This window comes from Sedimenticola selenatireducens (genome assembly GCF_007625115.1).
Taxonomy (GTDB): domain Bacteria; phylum Pseudomonadota; class Gammaproteobacteria; order Chromatiales; family Chromatiaceae; genus Sedimenticola; species Sedimenticola selenatireducens_A.
Genome location: NZ_VMNH01000002.1, coordinates 123,495 through 142,797, shown reverse-complemented (window position 1 = coordinate 142,797; position 19,303 = coordinate 123,495). Strand labels below are relative to the sequence as shown.

The window sequence follows — 19,303 nt, the reverse complement described above, 5'->3', positions numbered from 1 at the left end:
TTGGCCAACTCCACCCCCGTCTCATCCGCCTTCACGCGGATCTTTACGTTGTAATCCACAACGCGCTTTACTGCGACCAGTACTTTCATACATCACCTTCGGTTGATTGGGCTGTCGCCCCAATACGGGTCATTTAAACCCGCCAAAGAGAAGAAAAAATGAATTATCTTTCCTGTTTGATTTATACTTACTGAACTATTTTGCCTATTTCTCTGTGGAAATCAAACAAAACGTGCAGAAAAGTTCGTCATAATACCTTTTTATATGATCACAAAGGAGTCTGCGTATTTAACCATTAGATAGTAAACTACGCCTCGATTCAGTCAGATCCGGTTAATTCTGGTTTCATAACCCCTTCTATATAAAGGTATGAAATCAAATTGACCCGCCTGTCTGGCTCAGTATAATGACGTTTACGTAAACGTCAACCTAGCCACTTAAGACCATTCGGCAGAAGGTGCCGGAATAACACCAGAGGGGGTGTCGCTGTGGAACGCGAAGCGATGGAATTTGATGTTGTAATAGTAGGCGCAGGGCCGTCAGGGCTCTCTGCTGCCATACGGTTGGCGCAACTGGCCGAAGAAAAAGATCAAGAACTGACCATTTGTGTTGTAGAAAAAGGCTCGGAAGTAGGTGCCCATATCCTCTCCGGTGCCGTACTGGAACCCCGTGCACTGAATGAACTGTTCCCGGATTGGAAAGAGCGTGGCGCACCGCTGGATACCCCCGCCAGCGAAGACCGCTTCTGCTATCTCACCGAGACAAAATCCATTGGCATGCCTAACCCGCCACAGATGCATAATGATGGAAATTACATTATCAGTCTGGGTAACTTCTGCCGCTGGCTGGGTGAACAGGCCGAGGCACTTGGTATAGAGATCTTCCCCGGTTTTGCCGCTGCAGAAGTACTCTACGATGAACAAGGTGCAGTAAAAGGCATCGCTACCGGCGACATGGGCATCGGCAAATCGGGTGAAAAGACCGATAACTATGAACCCGGTATCGAACTGCATGCCAAGCAGACGCTCTTCTCAGAGGGGTGTCGCGGCTCTTTAACAAAAGAGCTGATGGAAAAATTTAATCTCAGAGAGGGTGTCGACCCACAGACCTACGGTATCGGCATTAAAGAGCTGTGGGAGATCGATCCAGCAAAAGTAAAACCGGGCAGCATCATGCACACCATCGGCTGGCCGCTGGACAGTCAGACCTATGGCGGCTCATTCCTCTATCACTTGTCAGAAAACCAGGTAGTCGTCGGCTTTGTGGTGGGGCTCGATTACAAAAACCCACACCTCAGTCCCTTTGAAGAGTTCCAGCGTTTCAAAACCCATCCCTCCATCAAACCCCTGTTTGAAGGTGGCAGAAGAATCAGCTACGGCGCACGTGCCCTCTCCGAGGGTGGTCTGCAATCTATCCCCAAACTGACATTCCCCGGTGGCATGTTAATTGGTGATACCGCCGGCTTTTTGAATGTCCCGAAAATCAAGGGTACCCATACTGCCATGAAGAGTGCCATGGTGGCGGCAGAAGCGATCAGCAATAACCTGCCCGAAGAGTATGGCCGTGAAATCACCGCCTACTCGGAACAGCTCAAACAGAGCTGGGTCTGGGAAGAGCTGGACAGGGTTAGAAATATCCGCCCCGGTTTTACCAAGGGACTCTGGTTTGGTCTGTTTAATGCGGCACTGGAAACCTATATTTTCCGTGGCAAGGCACCCTGGACAATGCACCACCATGCCGACCATGAACAGCTGGGCAAAGCAAGTGACTACGCCAAAATCGACTATCCCAAACCGGATGGGAAAATCACTTTCGATCGTCTCTCATCGGTGTTTATCTCGAATACCAACCATGAAGAGGATCAGCCCGTTCACTTGCGGCTGAAGGATGCCACTGTTCCGATCACAGTCAATCTGGCGGAGTACGACGCACCCGAGCAGCGCTACTGCCCTGCTGGCGTTTATGAAATTCTGCGTGAAGAGGGACAAGCGCCACAGTTACAGATCAATGCCCAGAACTGCGTGCATTGCAAAACCTGCGACATCAAGGATCCCACACAAAACATTAACTGGACCGTGCCGGAAGGTGGTGGCGGCCCAAACTATCCCAATATGTAAAACAACCGAATACCGGGGCAACTACACCACTGTAATTGTCCCGGTAATCAGTCGATCCACTGACCACGCCCTATCAAGAGGAACTGATCCATGCCGAGTTATAAAGCCCCCATCCGCGATCTGCAGTTTGTGTTTCATGAACTGCACCAGGCTGATGAGACCCTGAGCAGCCTGCCCGGTTTTGATGAGGTCAGCGCGGATCTGGTGGATGCCATTCTGGAAGAAGGGGCCAAGGTCTGTGAAGAAGTACTGCAGCCGATAAACCAGAGCGGAGATCAGGAAGGGTGTCAGTTTAATGAGGGTGTAGTTACCACACCCACTGGCTTTAAGGCCGCCTATCAGACCTATATTGAAGGTGGCTGGCCCTCACTGGCGGCCGATCCCGAGCTGGGCGGTCAGGGCCTGCCTGAGACCATCAGCTTCATGCTGGAAGAGATGCTCTGCTCGGCCAATGTCTCATTCAGTCTCTACCCCGGATTGACCCGCGGCGCAATCAACTCCATCAACGCCCACGCCACAGATGCACTGAAAGAACAGTATCTGCCAAAGATGGTGGAAGGGATCTGGAGTGGCACCATGTGTCTCACAGAACCCCACTGCGGAACTGACCTTGGGCTGGTCAGAACCAAGGCCGTACCCAAAGGGGATGGCAGCTATGCAATCAGTGGCACCAAGATCTTCATCACCGGTGGCGATCAGGATCTGACTGAAAATATTATTCACCTGGTACTGGCGCGACTGCCCGATGCCCCGGAAGGTGTGCGTGGCATCAGCCTGTTCCTGGTACCCAAGCAGATGCCCGATACCAATAATGAACCGGGCGACAGCAACGGCGTCACCTGTGGTTCCATCGAACATAAAATGGGTATCAAGGCCTCCGCCACCTGCGTGATGAATTTTGATGACGCCATTGGTTACCTGGTAGGACCGGAGAACAAGGGGCTGGCCTGCATGTTCACCATGATGAATGCAGAACGACTGGCCATTGGCATGCAGGGTTTGGGCTTGGGCGAGACGGCTTATCAGAATGCCGTTGAATATGCCAAGGATCGCCTGCAGAGTCGCTCTGCCACCGGCATCAAGGCACCCGATAAGCCAGCCGACCCACTGCTGGTCCATCCCGACATTCGCCGTATGCTGCTCACCACCCGCGCTTATAACGAAGGGTGTCGTGCATTGGCGGTATGGACAGCCATGAATATCGACCTGTCACACAAACACCCGGATGCCAAAAAGCGTGAAGAGGCCGATGACTATGTAGCCCTGATCACACCGATCATCAAGGCGTTTTTCTCTGACTATGGCTATGAGACCACCACCCTCTGCCAGCAGGTACTCGGCGGCCACGGCTATATCCAGGAATGGGGCATGGAGCAGTATGTCCGTGATGCCCGCATCGCCCAGATCTATGAAGGGACTAACGGTATCCAGGCATTGGATCTGATTCGCCGCAAGCTGTTTATCCATGAGGGTCGCCTGCCCCAGCGCTTTTTCAATTTATTAAACAGTTTTGTCAATGAACACCAAAACAGTGAAGCCATGAACGACTTTGTTTCACCATTGGCTGATGCCCTCAAACTATTGGAAGAGTTAACCGACTGGCTGGTTGAACAGGGTAAACATAATCCCGATGAACTGGGTGCCGCAGCGACCGATTACCTACGCATATTCGCACTCACTACCCTCGCCTGGCTCTGGGCCGATATGGCGAGAGTGGCCCTGGAAAAAGCGCCAAGTGATGACACAGGCTTCTATATTACCAAACTCAGAACCGCCCGCTTCTTCATGGGACGGCTGTTGCCACAAATCTACGGACTGGGACGTGGCATACGTTCCGGTGCTGACCTGATGATGGAATTCACCGACGACGAATTTTAATGGGCCTGAATGGGTGCAATTCCCAACCTTCGGTTATTGCACCTTTCTGATTAATAATCCGCGCCAAAGATTGAGGTTTGCTATGCCTAAGATCACCTGTCAGGAATTCAATCACATACTCGAAACAGAAATGGCCTGGGCCAGTGACCTGGGCATGCGACTGGAGAGTATCGAGCCAGGACTGGCAATTATGCGCCTGCCCTATCATCAGAACAGCACGCGACCTGGAGGCACCATCTCCGGGCCACACATGATGATGCTGGCCGATGCCTGCATGTATGCCGTGGTACTGGGCATGATCGGCCAAGTGAAACTGGCGGTAACCACCAACTTCAATATCAATTTTCTACGGAAACCAGCCGCTACCGATCTCATTGCTGAAGGAAAAATTATCAAGATGGGCAAGCGGTTGGCGATCATGGAAGTATCAATTCACGCTGAATCTAACGACAAACTTGTCGCACACGCAACCGGCACTTACTCTATCCCGCCTGAAATTGAAACCTGAAACGTAGACCATATAAATCAATAAGTTACAAATAGATGGAATAAGTATATAATTATTTTATTGATTTGTGATTATCAATGTGTAATACTCTCTCCCGTGCTTCAATGTGCACAGAACAGCAGGACTCAGCCAAAGGCAGTATCGTAGTAGTGTTGAGTCTTGCTGCTCCTCCAATCACCCTCCTCCTTTGGTGATTATTGGTTACTTTCAGCCTGACTTCCCCTGTCAGGCTTTTTTTTGCCCTTTTGAATTCGTCTGACATATACTTTGAACTATTATGAAAGCAGAATTTGTCAATCCATTCCTCAATGCCATCCTTGATGTCTTATCAACCATGGCACAGATTCAGGCGACACCTGGAAAGCCCTATGTAAAAACCGAACGTGCGTCGATGGGTGACGTTAGCGGTCTGATAGGACTGGCCGGAAACCAAATGAAGGGGTCACTGGCCATCTCTTTTACTGAGCAGGTCATTTTTCAAGTGGCAAAAAACATGCTCGGCGAAGAGGTCGATAGCGTAAACGATATTGTGACTGACCTGGTGGGTGAGATTACCAACATCGTAACCGGTGGCGCCAAACGAACCCTGAGTGAAATGGGCTATGATTTTGATCTTGCCATACCTGGCGTTGTTGCTGGAAAGAACCATATCATTACACATATGACCAAGGGGCAGACCGTGGTACTCCCTTTCCATACCGAACAGGGTGATTTCTTTGTAGAAATCTGTTTTGAAGAGTAGCCTGCCCCACCTCGCCGCCTATATATATTTACCTTGCACTGGCGGATATTTCATCACAGATCATCTTTTACCGATTAATTTGTTTCACAGCCTCTCGCTTAAATCACAGGATCAACACAGGTGACCATCAGCCCGCATGAACAACTCAGGCAGGGCATCAAAACCTTATACGCCAAGGGACTCAATCTATTTGCCATCCTGGAATACAGCAGCCTGCCTACAAGTGCTCAATCCTGTTTAGCCGACTTTGATTTTCCACTCAACGCCTCGACTCGTATTGTTTTGATTGGCCACGGCGGAAAAACGCTTTGGGAAATGTTACAAATTGATGCAACCACACCAGACCCCATTGATCAATACAGTCGTGTGGCAGCGATTGCTTTTGCAAAAGAGACGTTGGGCAAAAATGGATATCATTTGATCTACCCTGGCGATAAACCGATAGCACTACAACAACTCGGCACAGTGGCCGGCTGGCATGCACCCTCACCGCTGGGGCTTGGAATCAATCCACACTGGGGACTTTGGTACGCCTATCGCGCGGCCCTACTGACGAATGCCACACTCCCTGTCATGATCGAACCCTCACCCCAGCGACCCTGTGACCGCTGTTTGGAGAAACCCTGTCTATCGAACTGTCCCGCCGGAGCCCTCTCCAAGGTTCATCAGATCGACATGGATCAATGTGCCACCTATCGACTTTCGGATAACAGTTCCTGTAGTGACCGCTGTCTGGCTCGAATGAGTTGCGCTGTATCAAATGAACACCGCTATACTTTAGAACAGATCCAGTACCACTATCGACTCTCTCTTGAAACATTGAGACACTATAACTGTTGAATACCTGAGCATAACTGCTGTTACAACTTGGCCCTATGGAAATCATGATGTCAGATACTGCAAAAAAAATGGACAGTGAATCAGCTAAATCTGTCCCGTCAGCAACCGATCCAGAAGTCGAATCCTCGATCCCTGAAGAGCAAGTTTTTGACTTAGATGCCAGTGAGCTATACCTCAACAGGGAGCTGACTTGGCTAGAGTTCAATAAACGCGTGCTGCATCAAGCCGCCGATGAGAGAACTCCACTACTCGAGCGGCTGAAATTTATCGCCATCGTTAGCGCAAACATGGATGAATTCTTCATGAAGCGACTGGGTGGTCTGAAACAGCAGGTAGGTGCCGGCGTCACTTCACTCACCGTTGATGGCAGAAGCCCGCAGCAGCAAATTGACGACTGTAGCCAGGTCGTTAGAGATATCGAAACACAAATGCGTGAGAACTATCACCAAGTCACTCAGCTACTGGAAGAGCACGATATCGCCATCCTTGGGTACGACCGGCTGAGTGATGAAGACAAGACTTACCTTCGGGAATATTACTATGAAAACATCCATCCTCTGGTAACACCTCAGTCGATCGATCCGGCCCATCCCTTCCCGTTTATCTCTAACCTGTCACTCAATCTGCTGGTGTTGGTTCGTTATCCTGGCAACTCGGACAAGACATCCCTGACGCGGATTAAAGTCCCCGTTGGTGCAGGCATACCCCGGTTTCTAAAATTAAAAGACAGGCAACACTACATTCCACTGGAATATATTATTTCTGATAACCTGGACATGTTGCTTCCCGAGATGGAGGTGGTCTCCAGTGAAGTTTTCCGGGTCACACGAAATGCCAATACCGAGCGCAGTGAAGAGCATGCGGATGATCTTCTTTCACTGATTGAATCCGAGTTGAGAGATCGCCGGTTTGCACCCATTGTCCGGCTGCAGGTGCAGAAAGACATGATGCCGGTCCACCGAGGCATGCTTGCTGCTGAACTCTTCCTCGATGAAGAGAATGATGTATTTGAAATCATTAGCATGCCAGCGATGCGTGATCTGTTTGAGATCGCCTCCCTGGATATCCCTGAGCTGAGAGATCCACCCCATAAGGCCATTGATCATCCAGAACTCTGCGATAGCCGGAACATCTTCCATATCATTCGTGAGCGGGGGCCTTTGCTGCTGCAACATCCCTATGAATCTTTCGGCACATCGGTTGAGCGCTTTCTGAAAGAGGCCAGTATCGATCCAAAAGTTCGTGCCATAAAGATGACCCTCTATCGTACATCCAGCGACACCAAGGTTGTCGACTACTTGATCAGTGCCGCACGAAACGGCAAACAGGTAGCCGTTGTAGTGGAGTTAAAAGCACGGTTTGATGAGGCGGCTAACATCCGCTGGGCAAACCGTATGGAAGAGGCTGGAATCCATGTCACCTATGGCGTCATCGGCCTCAAAACGCACTCAAAAATCGTTCTTGTTGTTCGTAATGATTACAGCGGCATTAAGCGCTACCTCCATATTGGCACCGGCAATTATCACGCAGGAACAGCCCGCCTCTATTCTGATCTTGGGATACTGACCAATGATGAAGAGTTAGGACGCGATGCTACAGAGCTGTTTAACTATCTGACCACCGGCTACACCCAGGAACGTCGCTATAAAAAGTTACTGCCCTCACCAAAGATGCTGAAATACGCCCTGCTTGCGAAAATCAAGCGGGAAAGAAAACTTCACTCCGAGGAGACTCCCGGACTGATACAGTTCAAGATGAATGCGCTGGAGGATGTCGACATCACCCGTGCCCTCTATGAAGCGGCACGGGATGGCGTACGCATTGATCTGATTGTGCGCGATACCTGCCGTTTCCGACCAGGCATACCCGGACTATCCGAAAATGCCCAGGTAATCGGTATTGTCGGCCGCTTCCTGGAACATACACGGATTTACTATTTCCAAAATGGTGGAGAAGAAGAGTATTTCATCGGTTCTGCAGATGCCATGAAACGGAATCTGGAGTCCCGGGTTGAAGTCGTTACACCCGTAAGTGATAAAAAGTTGTGTGATGAACTACGTGCCATTCTGGATACTCAATTGAATGACCAACGCAGTGCTTGGCAGATGCAATCAGACGGCAGTTTTATTCAGCGCCAGCCAAACAGTGACGCCGAATCGATCGGCAGTCAGCAGTTACTCATTCAAGCCGCTGAAAAACGTGCCAAGCAAGCCGCGAAACTTATTCGGGGCAAGAAAAAGCGGCACATCAGGAGAAATGCTTTCGTTAGCAAATGAGCTATAAAAAAGGCAGGTGAAACCTGCCTTTTTTAAGACTTGTTTAAGCACCTGAACTCTCTATAATCCACCTCTTTGAGACAGACAAATCGTCTGTCATAAGAGGATTTCATTAGTGCTAAGCCTGTTCCGCGATAGTGAAAACCAGCACATCCTCACCCTGGTGCTCGGCTGTCTGATGATGGGATCCATGGGTATCTTTGCCAATATGATTGTGCAAACTCACCCAACAAATGTTGTTTTTCTTCGGTTTTTTTTCTGCGTAATAAGCCTTCCGCTGATCGCACTGATAACCTATCCGCTTTTCAGACGTGCAACTCGCGAAAAACTCACTGAAACAATAAGTTTCTTTCGTAACCATAAAAAACTTTGGACTATAGTGGGCACGGCTATGGCACTGGTTGTCGCGCTCTACACATTGGGCGCTATCCTGCTCTCTGTGGGACTGAGTGTGATACTACTCTACACAGCAGCAATATGGTTTCCACTGGCCGAGAAGCTGGCCTGCCGCTATCTATTTTCTGATCTACGACCAACCCATTTCAGCAGGGCCTATTACCTCTCGGTGATACTCAATCTCACCGGCCTGCTGATTATTATTCTTGGTACGTCACAAGTACCCGAGTTCGGTTCCGTTCCATCATTAGTTGGACTGGCTGCCGCGCTGGGTGCCAGCATCGCCTTCTCTTTCAGCATGGTTTTGATACGGGTGATGAAATCACGCGGCATTAAAACCGATCAGATGATTGTAGCCAGCTCCAGTATTGGCTCACTTATCATGCTACCCGCCCTGTTTATCTTTCCCATTCAGTATTCAATGGAAAACATGAGCTATGCCTTTGGCATGGGATTCATCGCAACCGCCTTGGGCGGCCTGATCTACTTCAAAGGTTTTGGCAGTGTACGCACAACGCTTGCCCCAATACTCTCCTATCTTGAACCCATCTTTGGTTTTGGACTGGGGATATTAATCCTGTCTGAGCAGTTTAATACAACGTTATTAGCGGGTATGGCTATCATACTTGCCAGTAATATAGGCTATACGCTGTATGATATTAAACGCAGCCGAAAACTCCTAAGCGAACTCGATTAATGAACGCTGCACAGCAAACACCCAATCGCGCCACCCTGATTGGTGCTGTCGCCATTTTGCTCTGGTCTACCCTCGCCATCTTCACCACCATGACCGAGGGCATCCCCCCTTTTCAACTTCTTGCCCTGACCTTTCTGGTCGCCTTTTGTATCAGCACGCTCATACTGTTGATACGCGGGGAAAAAATCATCCGGAGGGGCAAACTCCATCTGGTGGTATGGATTGTCAGTGTGGGTGGATTATTTGGTTATCACTTTTTCTATTTTGTAGCCTTACGTAATGCACCCGCTGTCGAAGCGAACTTGATCAACTATCTGTGGCCGCTATTGATCGTGGTCTTCTCATCGTTATTGCCAGGGGAAAGGCTCCGCTGGTTTCACACAGCAGGTGCACTGTTGGGTTTGTCTGGTGCCTTTCTGTTGGTGGCACTTAAAGGCAACATCTCTTTTCAGTCGGAATCCATTGGTGGCTATCTGGCCGCTGTCGCCTGTGCCGTCATATGGGCGACCTATTCTGTACTTAACCGACGTTTTGAACACATCCCGACTGCATCCGTCAGTGGCTTTTGCGGTATGACGGCACTGCTGGCCTTTCTCTGTCATCTTGTTATGGAGTCTTGGGTTACACCGAATTTGGCGCAACTATTTTATATTATCCTTATGGGACTTGGGCCACTCGGACTGGCATTTTTTGTATGGGATTACGGTACCAAACACGGCGATCTGCGGTTAATTGGCGTACTTTCATACAGCACACCACTGTTATCGACGCTATTATTGATTCTGTTTGGCAAGGCAGAAGCCAGTCTATTGGTACTGATTTCATGTACCCTAATTATCGGCGGTGCGCTACTGGCATCTAAAGACAAACTAAAAAGAGCCGGAGAAAGAGCTACTGAATAGCTACGACTAATTTTTACTCAGGGCCATCACCGATAAAGGTGAAATTATTTTTACCACTATGTTTAACCCGATACATCGCCTGATCAGCCAACTTCAATAACTCATCAGCATTCTGTGAGTCATCAGGATAAAGCGCAATCCCAATACTGGCACCGAGAAAAGCTTCATCTTCAACCGCTTGAATGGGCTCTGCAATAGTCTCTATTACCTTTTGAGCCACAGTGGCAATCGCCTGTCGTGACTCAACCGGAGAGATAATAATAATAAACTCATCGCCCCCTACTCGCGCAACTGTGTCTACATCCCGTAAGGATTGCGCAATGCGTTTGGAAACCACCTTTAAAACGCAATCACCGACCTCATGACCGTAAGTGTCATTAATATTCTTAAAACCATCCAGATCAATAAAGAACAAGGCAAACTGATACTTGCTTCGTTTTGCCAGAACAATTTCACGAATCAACCGATCACGACCCACACGAAGATTGGGAAGACCAGTCAAACTATCGAGATCTGCCAACCGCCGTAATCTTTCAGCATTCTGTTCGCGTTCAACTACGCGCCCCAATTCAATGCCAATATGCCCCAGTGTATCGAGGAAACCTTTCATTGTCGGTTTGATCTCAGGCGTAAAAAACTCCAGGACACCCACCACTTCCTCGCCTATTTTTATAGGCAAGCCGAAACCCGTTTTCAATTGCAGATCGGCTGAAACTTTTGTCCGTGGAAAGTTTAGATCACTCGATAGGTCCGCAATCAGTAAGGGTTTTCCACTGTGCAAAACACGTCCAGGCAATCCAATGCCTGAGTGCAAAGTGGTCTGCTCTGTTACGTGACGAAACGCTTCATACTTCTCTTCATGTGCTAAATACCAGAACTTTGATGAAACCAGCTCGGCAGTAGAATTTTTATGATTGACCAGGTAAACATGCCCGACAGTCCAACCGGTATATTCACACACCTCACGCAGATAACTCTTCATTGCCATTTCTGTGCTAGTCGCCTCGTTCGCCAACGAGGTAAGGCGATGCAGTAACTGCACCAACGCAGTCTCCTCCCGAAGGCGCTTTTCCATGGCAACGCGCTCAGAAATATCCCGGATAAATGCCGTAAAAAAACGCACCCCCCTGACATGGAAAGCCGTCACTGTCAGCTCAACAGGAAATTCCTCTTCCGTCGAACGCATTGCGGTCACTTCAACCCGCTTGTCCATGATGCGCGCTTCACCAGTCGTTAAAAACCGGTTAAAACCAGCATAGTGATGTTCACGAAATGAGGGCGGAATAATTACGCTGGCAATCTCCCGCCCTTTCACCTCTCGTCTTTTGTAACCAAACATTTTTTCTGCAGATTTGTTGAAAGCAATAATGGCCCCTGTTTCATCGATAACAACAATCGCATCCAGAGCCAAATCCATAATCACACCCTGTGACCGACTGTCATCCAACAAAAGTTGTGAAAGAGAGGCGTCTACTTCGGGAATATCACATAGCCCACATGCAGCAATATGGGCATAGAGATTTTCAAGCTCTGCCTCTAGATCGGCCTTTGTTTTGGACTGAATTGATTTCGGTGCTACAGGTTTGTGCATTCTCTACCCCAAGAGCCACCCTGAACCTACTTGATAGTTGTATCAAGTAATTAAACGCTACAAACGCCTGACTTATCCATGCCATTACTTAAAGTGTAGCCAACTTAGGCTTTGAGACCAATCCTCTGATCTAAATCAATCTATGTGTACTTTAATAAGAATAATGATTCAAGCATCATGACAACCGCATAAAATCAGTGGTAGTCTCCCCGACCGACGATTCCAGATAGATTATTCTATTTGAACCATCTGAACAGCACGATTTATCCTACGCGATCAGAAAACAGGTCCTTACCCCCGACCTTGGAACAAAACATGTCAGAAATTGAGCGTTTACGTACACTAGTAGGTCTTGATCAAGCCGATATTGACCTGATCAGCGAGTATAAAGATGTTATTGAAATTGAACTCACATCGCGCACAAAGGCCTATGAAGAGTGGTTTTATACCGCGACTGACTGGCCAAATGAGATTAACCCGTTTATAGAGGGCTACCTCGCCAGCTTTTTCAGCGCTGACTACGATGATCACTTCTTTGCCATCCAGTACCAACAGGCCAGCCATTGGCGCAAACGACAGATCGACTCCGGTACAGCCATAGCATCACTCACACAGTTACGTGACATTTTCATCAATATTGGTGGCGTTTTACTGGATCACAAACTGTCTCGATCACTCTGTCGTGTAGTTGATCTGGCACAATCAATACAAGCGGTCGTTCATCACTTGGATCACATGCAGAGCCGGCATCGACTGATGGCTGAGCAAGAGATTAAACGTGCCACACGGATGTTTAATCACCTTTCTCCGAGTGATCAAGACGGCATACTGAACGCCTACATTGAACATTATCGGTGGAAGCTCAAAGCCTATCGTCTGGCACTTGGCGATACGCCTGAGGATATTGCACTTCCTCTTTCCCATCATGAATGCACACTCGGTCGCTGGCTTGATGGGGGTGGTATAAAAGAGATACCCAAGCCGTATCAAACCGCATTGGATGTAGCCCATAAGCGCCTACATAAACTGGCAACAATGGCAGTAGAAGATGTCACTGCTGGCAAGCCTCACGCTGTCGCAGCCTACTTGATGGACCTGGAAGCCGCCTCGGATGAGATCACTTCAATACTCTATGACAACCTCACCACACGGCTCAACGTCCTGGCTATCGAAGATACACTCACACGACTGCCCAACAGACGCCAGTTTGATCGTGATATTGGACAGAAGATGGCCTATGCAGATCGTACTCAAACCAACCTGGGTCTGTTGGTAATCGATATTGATCATTTCAAAAAAATCAATGATGAATATGGTCACACGATTGGCGATGAATTCCTTAAACAGTTGACTGAACGTTTTAGTCACTCGATTCGTGCGGCTGACAGTATCTACCGCTGGGGTGGTGAAGAGTTTACGGCGCTGGTTTGGCCTTCAGATCAAGAAGAACTTGGGAAAATTGCAGAACGGCTCAGAGAGAGTGTCATGGAAAAACCATTGACTACCTCTAATGGCACATTGACCGCAACGATTAGCATAGGCGCTGTTATGTACGACCATCAGGTGCATCAAACGTCTGACGATCTGTTTAGAGCGGCCGACCACAATCTGCAAGTGGCTAAGCAGAGTGGGCGTAATCGGGTGGTGTTACTTTAAAGAAATACCCACAGAAACGAGACAAAAAACCCGGCAAAAATGCCGGGTTTTTTATTCTACCATCTACGTTGTTATCAAATTAAAGATAATCGTAGTTACCATTGGTCCATTTATACAACACATAACCGGGTGCCGTTACGTCACCTTTAGCATCGAAACCAAAGTTACCCAGTACGGTTTCAAACTTGCCAGCTTTCAGTCCCTTGATAACCTTAGCAGTATCGGTTGAACCCGCAGCGGTAGCCGCCTGCGCCCAAGCCTGGATCGCACCGTAGGTGTAAAGTACATAACCCTCAGGCTCGATACCCATGCCACGGAACTTCTCAACCAGTGGTGCTGCTACAGGATTCTTGCGTGGGTCAGGGCTGAAGGTCATCAATGTACCTTCACCTGCTGCACCAGTAATAGACCAGTACTCATTGGTCACCAGTGCATCACCGGAAACCAGTACGGTGTCCATGCCCTGTTCACGCATCTGGCGAACGATCAGGCCACCTTCAGTGTGATAACCACCCAGGTACATAACGCCCACATTGCTCTGCTTCATTTTTGAAACCAGTGCGGTGTAATCTTTCTCACCTGCGGTGATGGCTTCGTACATCGCCTCTTTACCACCGGCAGCCTGGTACGTTGCCAGGGTGGCATCAGCCAGACCTTTACCATAAGCGGTCTTGTCATGAACGAAAGCAATCTGCTTGTCACCGTAAGTTGCCTTCAGGAACTTGCCCGCTACATCACCCTGCTGGTCATCACGGCCGCAGACGCGGAATACATTCTCACCGCCTTCCTCGGTCAATTTTGGGTTGGTTGAAGCAGGAGAGATCATGACGATACCCTCTTCTTCATATACTTTAGATGCAGGGATTGAAGAGCCAGAGCAGAAATGACCTGCCATGAATACAACACCCTTGTTAACCATCTGGTTGGCAACTGCTACAGCCTGTTTTGGATCACAGGCATCATCACCCACTTCCAGTACCAGTTTCTGACCTAGTACACCACCTGCCGCATTGATATCTTTAACAGCTTGCTCAGCGCCTGCTTTCATTTGCGCACCGAAACTGGCGTATTGACCAGTCATCGGACCTGCGGTTGCAATCATAATATCGGCGCTGGCCACTGAGCCATAGCCCAGGGTTGCTGCAGTCATCGCTGCCATCATTGACAGCTTGAATGTCTTTTTCATTTGAACTTATCTCCTCTGGTTCTTACCCAGTCATTGAGGTTGATTTCACTCTTGTTATTCGTCTAGCTCCTATCCAATAAGCCAGACCGCTACCTTATAAATTCCAGGTTTATTACCTGTAGTAGCACACAATCAACGAACGCAATCAGTGTAAACGCTTTCGTCAGATTATTCATTAATCTCTGCCCAGCTAAACAAGCCTGAACGTCGATAAATCCAGGGATATTGACTCACCATTCGATTCACCCGGGTAATACGAAAAGCAACCAGGCCTATGGCGGTAATCACTGCCGTGTCTATCAAGTAACCGGCTAACGAGTTCAACTCTCCACCAAACAGGGCGAAGACCAAAAACCGGTCACCCGCACCCAGCAATGCACCATAGGCAATGACATGGGCTACCGGTCTCCATGTTATTGAAATCGCTTGGCCCATCATATAGGCGGCGCCCCCGAAGAGAATCAGGGTTACACCAATAAATACAGGAATGCTCAATGTCCACCCTCCAGATAAGCGGCACGTACTTCTGGCCGTTCCAATAACTCTTTACTGTCGCCCGACATAGTGATTTCACCGTTCACCATTACATAACCACGATGAGCAAGTTTAAGCGCATGAAAGGCATTCTGCTCAACCAATAGTACCGTCACCTTATCTTCACGATTAATCTCTTTGATTACCTCGAAAATCTGCTTGACCACCAAAGGTGCCAATCCCAGCGAAGGCTCATCCAGCAGCAACAGTTTGGGGCGACTCATCATGGCCCGGGCAATGGCCAGCATCTGCTGTTCACCGCCAGAGAGTGTGCCACCCCGTTGATTCGCACGTTTTTTCAGTATGGGGAACAGGGTGGTCACACGATCCAGATCCTGATCGAAGTATTTTTCATCTGAGACAATGGCACCCATCTGAAGGTTCTCCATCACCGTCATGCGCGGAAAGATCCTCCGCCCCTCTGGTGACTGAGCCAATCCCATACGCATGATGGCATGGGTGTTCTCATGGGTGATGTCCTGTCCCAGATAGTTAATAGTACCTTTGGCAGCACGGGGGGTACCGCAAATGGTCATTAACAGCGTGCTTTTTCCAGCGCCATTGGCACCGATTAGCGTCACTATTTCACCTGCATTGACCGTGAAATCGACACCTTTCAACGCTTCGATACTGCCGTAGAAGGTGTGTAATCCTGATATCTCTAGCATCTCAGACACCCTCTCTGTTTTCTGGATCAAAATCTTTGGCGATATCGGCCGCAACCTCAGGAGGTAGCGCTTCGTCTTCATCTTCTCCAAGATACGCTCGGATCACATTGGGGTCAGACCGTACATAGAGTGGTGTGCCATCCGAAATCTTGCTGCCATAATCCAGTACGACGACATGATCAGAGATTTCCATCACCACCGACATATCATGCTCAATCAATAGCAGTCCAATGTCGTGCTCATCTTTAATATAGATAAGTAACTTGTTCAGCTCACTGGACTCTTTCGGATTCAAGCCTGCTGCGGGTTCGTCCAGACAGAGTATAGTGGGTTTGATACACATGGCCCTGGCAATCTCCAGACGACGTTGATCACCATAGGGCAGATTGCCTGCATTGATATCCGCGAGGTGCGTCAGGTTGACCTTATCCAGCCAGTAACGTGCCAGGTCAGCCGCCTCTTTCTCTTTCTTGCGATAACCACCCAAACCGAACAAACCCGTTACAGTGAAACCAGAGGCACGCATCAGTTCATTATGTTGAGCAACGATCAGGTTTTCCAGTACAGACATCTCAGAAAACAGTCGGATGTTCTGAAAAGTACGAGCAACATGTGCCTTCTGTGCAATGCGGAAACCATCCATGCGTTCCAGCAAATACTCTTCACCCCTAGCTGTTAGCGTCAGCCGTCCGACCGTTGGTGTATAGAATCCAGTGATGCAGTTAAACAGCGTGGTTTTACCTGCACCGTTTGGACCGATAATGGCAGTGATCTCACCCTTCCCCGCTGAAAAAGAGACATCATCAATGGCCACCAGTCCACCAAACCGCATGGTAAGGTGCTCAACGGTGAGTAACGGATCGGCCCCGCTTGGTATCACCAACTCAGGAGGTGTGGTAGAAACTTCTTTCATTTTACACCTCCTTCGGTTGCGGCCTGTTTTATGGGCGGAGGTGCACCATTGGGATGGAGCTTGATAGTGGGTTCACGATGCGCGAGTAAGCCACGCGGTTTCCAGACCATAATGGCGACCATCAATCCACCAAACGCCAGCATACGGAACTCTTCAAGACCCCGGAAAAGTTCCGTGCCGCCAATCAACAGCACAGCAGCAATAGCCACGCCTACCTGTGATCCCATGCCACCCAGCACCACGATCGCCAGGATTACGGCTGATTCAATAAAGGTAAAACTTTCAGGGCTGATAAAGGCCTGACGGGTCGCAAAGAAGGAACCGGCAAAACCGGCAAACATGGCACCCAACGCAAATGCCGTCAGCTTGGTGTTGGTGGGATTGATGCCCAGTGAACGACAGGCGATCTCATCTTCACGCAGTGCTTCCCAGGCACGACCTATCGGCATCTTACGGATACGAATCGTGAAAAAGTTGGTGAGCAGGGCCAAGATAAGAATCAGATAGTAGAGGAAGATTAATCGATGCATGGTCGAGTAATCCAGATTAAAGAACTGATGAAAAGTCTGTTCACCTTCGGCTGCCGTACGCTTCAACTCCAAACCAAAAAAGCTCGGACGTGGAATACCTGACAAACCATCTGGACCACCGGTGAACTCATACCAGTTAAGCAGAATGACTCGAATTATCTCACCAAAGCCAAGTGTCACAATGGCCAGATAATCACCCCGTAGCCTTAGCACAGGGAATCCAAGCAGTACACCAAACCCGGCGGCACAGAGTCCGGCCAATGGCAAACAGACCCAGAAAGAGAGATCAAAGTAGGCGGCAAACAGTGCATAGGAGTAGGCACCGACGGCATAGAAGGCGACGTAACCCAGATCCAGCAGTCCGGCGAGTCCCACTACGATATTGAGTCCCCAGCCCAGCATCACGTAGATCAATACATAAGTAGCCACATCCACTACATAGCGATCCGCAAAGGGCATGAATGGGAGGACGAGAGCAAAGCCTATAAAGAGTGGCCCACCGATGGTTGAGAATCGATTGACGATAATGGCCGCCCGATTCTCTTTTGCTTTCATATCGACATGAACCGGGGCACGGCTGGCCTTGCTTTCACGCCTGACGGCAAACGCCAGTCTACCGACAAATACCGAGGCAACGGCGACGACAACCCATACCCAACGTGTCGTAATGTCCATACCCGTTGGGGTATCCACAGTTTTAAAGCCAACCAGCACTATCGCCAGACCCAGGGCAACCAGTGCTGCAATCCCCGACTCTTTTAACAGCGCCTTGAAATCAATGGCGGTGGTGTTGTTATTAGATTGATTCATCATGCTTACACCTTCTCGATTTCCGGTTTGCCCAACAACCCGGTGGGTCTGAAGATCAGCACCAGAACCAGAATGGCGAAGGCGGCCACATCCTTATATTCAATACTGAAATAGGCCGACCAGTAGGTTTCGATCAAGCCGATCAACAAGCCACCCAGCATGGCGCCAGGCAATGACCCGATACCCCCCAATACCGCGGCGGTGAAGGCTTTAACACCGGCCAGAAAGCCGATATAGAAATCGATCACACCGTAATAGAGTACGAACAACATACCGGCCACCGCCGCCAGCGCAGCACCCATCACAAAGGTTAATGAGATGGTGCGATCCACATTAATGCCTAACAAGGCCGACATGGTGCGGTCCTGTTCACAGCCCCGCTGTGCACGACCCAACGATGTGCGCGAGATGATCAGTGCAAAGGCGGTCATGAGTATGATGGTTAGTAGTACAATCACAATTTGCAGATAACTGACGGTAATAGAGAAGGCACTCCCCTCAAGGAAGGTAAAACCACCTGAGATCACAGGCTGCATGGGCCTGACACGTGCACCTTGCAGAAGCTGTACATAGTTCTGCAGGAAGATCGACATACCAATAGCCGAGATGAGAGGAGCCAGACGAAAAGAGCCGCGTAACGGTCGGTAGGCCAGACGCTCAACGGTCCAGCCGTAGATAGAAGCGATGATCATTGAAACCAGTAACACGATGAGCAGTGCTAAAGGTATCCAGGTTATGCCGATAATGCCGAGTACTAAAAATGTGATCAACGATATAAAGGCACCAATCATGAAAATATCGCCGTGGGCGAAATTGATCATGCCAATAATACCGTAGACCATGGTGTAACCAATGGCGATCAGTCCGTAAATCGAACCGAGCGTAACCCCGTTGATTAACTGCTGGATAAAATATTCCATGAGCTCCTCACCCGTCTATTTATTGTCATCATACAGCTGCGGCACGGCCCTCAATGTGAGGGAACGACGCTGTACGTGCTGTTGGCTTTTGGCCATGCGGTAAGTTACCGCGACATTGTTATCAAAGACAATACTAACA

General features: G+C 49.1%; 16 protein-coding genes and 1 pseudogene. 9 read left to right on the top strand and 8 right to left on the bottom strand.

Annotated elements, in window-relative coordinates; translation table 11 throughout:
- Positions 1 to 89: pseudogene (locus tag FHP88_RS19300) on the bottom strand (electron transfer flavoprotein subunit beta/FixA family protein); the annotation flags it as partial.
- Positions 90 to 488: 399 nt separating this feature from the next.
- On the opposite strand from FHP88_RS19300, the gene FHP88_RS00995 reads away from it, so the two are divergent.
- The 8 genes from FHP88_RS00995 (at position 489) to FHP88_RS00960 (ending at position 10,356) form a co-directional block, all read left to right on the top strand.
- On the top strand, positions 489 to 2,117 hold the full coding sequence (locus tag FHP88_RS00995) for an electron transfer flavoprotein-ubiquinone oxidoreductase (protein ID WP_144357125.1): 1,629 nt from the start codon (positions 489 to 491) through the stop codon (positions 2,115 to 2,117).
- Positions 2,118 to 2,207: 90 nt separating this feature from the next.
- Complete coding sequence (locus FHP88_RS00990) at positions 2,208 to 3,995, top strand: acyl-CoA dehydrogenase C-terminal domain-containing protein (RefSeq protein WP_144357124.1); 1,788 nt, start codon at positions 2,208 to 2,210, stop codon at positions 3,993 to 3,995.
- Positions 3,996 to 4,077: 82 nt separating this feature from the next.
- Positions 4,078 to 4,503 (top strand): PaaI family thioesterase, encoded by a 426-nt coding sequence (locus FHP88_RS00985; protein ID WP_144357123.1) that lies wholly within the window; start codon positions 4,078 to 4,080, stop codon positions 4,501 to 4,503.
- A 277-nt stretch (positions 4,504 to 4,780) separates the two neighbouring features.
- The gene (locus FHP88_RS00980; protein WP_144357122.1) at positions 4,781 to 5,245 is read left to right on the top strand and encodes a chemotaxis protein CheX; all 465 of its coding nucleotides are present in this window, start codon (positions 4,781 to 4,783) and stop codon (positions 5,243 to 5,245) included.
- Positions 5,246 to 5,365: 120 nt separating this feature from the next.
- Positions 5,366 to 6,085: a hypothetical protein gene (locus FHP88_RS00975; protein WP_144357121.1), complete on the top strand. Its 720-nt coding sequence runs from the start codon at positions 5,366 to 5,368 to the stop codon at positions 6,083 to 6,085.
- Between the two features lie 47 nt (positions 6,086 to 6,132).
- Entirely contained in the window at positions 6,133 to 8,361 is a 2,229-nt protein-coding gene (ppk1, locus tag FHP88_RS00970; protein WP_260843120.1) for a polyphosphate kinase 1, read from the top strand.
- A 115-nt stretch (positions 8,362 to 8,476) separates the two neighbouring features.
- Positions 8,477 to 9,454 (top strand): DMT family transporter, encoded by a 978-nt coding sequence (locus FHP88_RS00965; RefSeq protein ID WP_144357120.1) that lies wholly within the window; start codon positions 8,477 to 8,479, stop codon positions 9,452 to 9,454.
- Positions 9,454 to 10,356, top strand: a complete 903-nt coding sequence (locus tag FHP88_RS00960; RefSeq protein WP_144357119.1) for a DMT family transporter — start codon at positions 9,454 to 9,456, stop codon at positions 10,354 to 10,356. The genes FHP88_RS00965 and FHP88_RS00960 overlap by 1 nt, the downstream gene beginning before the upstream one ends.
- A gap of 13 nt (positions 10,357 to 10,369) precedes the next feature.
- On the opposite strand, the gene FHP88_RS00955 is transcribed toward FHP88_RS00960, so the two are convergent.
- A complete protein-coding gene (locus tag FHP88_RS00955; RefSeq protein ID WP_144357118.1) occupies positions 10,370 to 11,947 on the bottom strand; it encodes a diguanylate cyclase domain-containing protein in 1,578 nt (525 codons plus the stop codon).
- A 315-nt stretch (positions 11,948 to 12,262) separates the two neighbouring features.
- Between FHP88_RS00955 and FHP88_RS00950 the strand changes: the two genes are divergently transcribed.
- Complete coding sequence (locus FHP88_RS00950) at positions 12,263 to 13,603, top strand: sensor domain-containing diguanylate cyclase (RefSeq protein WP_144357117.1); 1,341 nt, start codon at positions 12,263 to 12,265, stop codon at positions 13,601 to 13,603.
- A 79-nt stretch (positions 13,604 to 13,682) separates the two neighbouring features.
- Here the strand turns inward: FHP88_RS00950 and FHP88_RS00945 are convergent, their stop codons facing one another.
- The 6 genes from FHP88_RS00945 to FHP88_RS00920 all read right to left on the bottom strand — a co-directional run bounded on the left by FHP88_RS00945 (position 13,683) and on the right by FHP88_RS00920 (position 19,164).
- Positions 13,683 to 14,789, bottom strand: a complete 1,107-nt coding sequence (locus FHP88_RS00945; RefSeq protein WP_144357116.1) for a branched-chain amino acid ABC transporter substrate-binding protein — start codon at positions 14,787 to 14,789, stop codon at positions 13,683 to 13,685.
- A gap of 168 nt (positions 14,790 to 14,957) precedes the next feature.
- Entirely contained in the window at positions 14,958 to 15,284 is a 327-nt protein-coding gene (locus FHP88_RS00940) for a DUF6867 family protein (protein ID WP_144357115.1), read from the bottom strand.
- A complete protein-coding gene (locus FHP88_RS00935) occupies positions 15,281 to 15,991 on the bottom strand; it encodes an ABC transporter ATP-binding protein (protein WP_144357114.1) in 711 nt (236 codons plus the stop codon). The genes FHP88_RS00940 and FHP88_RS00935 overlap by 4 nt, the downstream gene beginning before the upstream one ends.
- Before the next feature lies 1 nt (position 15,992).
- A complete protein-coding gene (locus FHP88_RS00930; protein ID WP_144357113.1) occupies positions 15,993 to 16,904 on the bottom strand; it encodes an ABC transporter ATP-binding protein in 912 nt (303 codons plus the stop codon).
- Positions 16,901 to 18,247: a high-affinity branched-chain amino acid ABC transporter permease LivM gene (livM, locus tag FHP88_RS00925; RefSeq protein ID WP_144357112.1), complete on the bottom strand. Its 1,347-nt coding sequence runs from the start codon at positions 18,245 to 18,247 to the stop codon at positions 16,901 to 16,903. Before livM ends, FHP88_RS00930 begins: the two co-directional genes overlap by 4 nt.
- A 2-nt stretch (positions 18,248 to 18,249) precedes the next feature.
- The gene (locus tag FHP88_RS00920; protein WP_144357111.1) at positions 18,250 to 19,164 is read right to left on the bottom strand and encodes an ABC transporter permease subunit; all 915 of its coding nucleotides are present in this window, start codon (positions 19,162 to 19,164) and stop codon (positions 18,250 to 18,252) included.
- Positions 19,165 to 19,303: the final 139 nt, after the last annotated feature.

What these genes read in the sequence shown, in the direction of transcription:
- FHP88_RS00990 (WP_144357124.1), top strand. Translation starts at nt 2,208, where the DNA reads ATGCCGAGTTATAAAGCCCCCATCCGCGATCTGCAGTTTGTGTTTCAT.
- FHP88_RS00985 (WP_144357123.1), top strand. Translation starts at nt 4,078, where the DNA reads ATGCCTAAGATCACCTGTCAGGAATTCAATCACATACTCGAAACAGAA.
- FHP88_RS00980 (WP_144357122.1), top strand. Translation starts at nt 4,781, where the DNA reads ATGAAAGCAGAATTTGTCAATCCATTCCTCAATGCCATCCTTGATGTC.
- ppk1 (WP_260843120.1), top strand. Translation starts at nt 6,133, where the DNA reads ATGTCAGATACTGCAAAAAAAATGGACAGTGAATCAGCTAAATCTGTC.
- FHP88_RS00960 (WP_144357119.1), top strand. Translation starts at nt 9,454, where the DNA reads ATGAACGCTGCACAGCAAACACCCAATCGCGCCACCCTGATTGGTGCT.
- FHP88_RS00955 (WP_144357118.1), bottom strand. Translation starts at nt 11,947, where the DNA reads ATGCACAAACCTGTAGCACCGAAATCAATTCAGTCCAAAACAAAGGCC.
- FHP88_RS00950 (WP_144357117.1), top strand. Translation starts at nt 12,263, where the DNA reads ATGTCAGAAATTGAGCGTTTACGTACACTAGTAGGTCTTGATCAAGCC.
- FHP88_RS00945 (WP_144357116.1), bottom strand. Translation starts at nt 14,789, where the DNA reads ATGAAAAAGACATTCAAGCTGTCAATGATGGCAGCGATGACTGCAGCA.
- FHP88_RS00935 (WP_144357114.1), bottom strand. Translation starts at nt 15,991, where the DNA reads ATGCTAGAGATATCAGGATTACACACCTTCTACGGCAGTATCGAAGCG.
- FHP88_RS00930 (WP_144357113.1), bottom strand. Translation starts at nt 16,904, where the DNA reads ATGAAAGAAGTTTCTACCACACCTCCTGAGTTGGTGATACCAAGCGGG.
- livM (WP_144357112.1), bottom strand. Translation starts at nt 18,247, where the DNA reads ATGATGAATCAATCTAATAACAACACCACCGCCATTGATTTCAAGGCG.
- FHP88_RS00920 (WP_144357111.1), bottom strand. Translation starts at nt 19,164, where the DNA reads ATGGAATATTTTATCCAGCAGTTAATCAACGGGGTTACGCTCGGTTCG.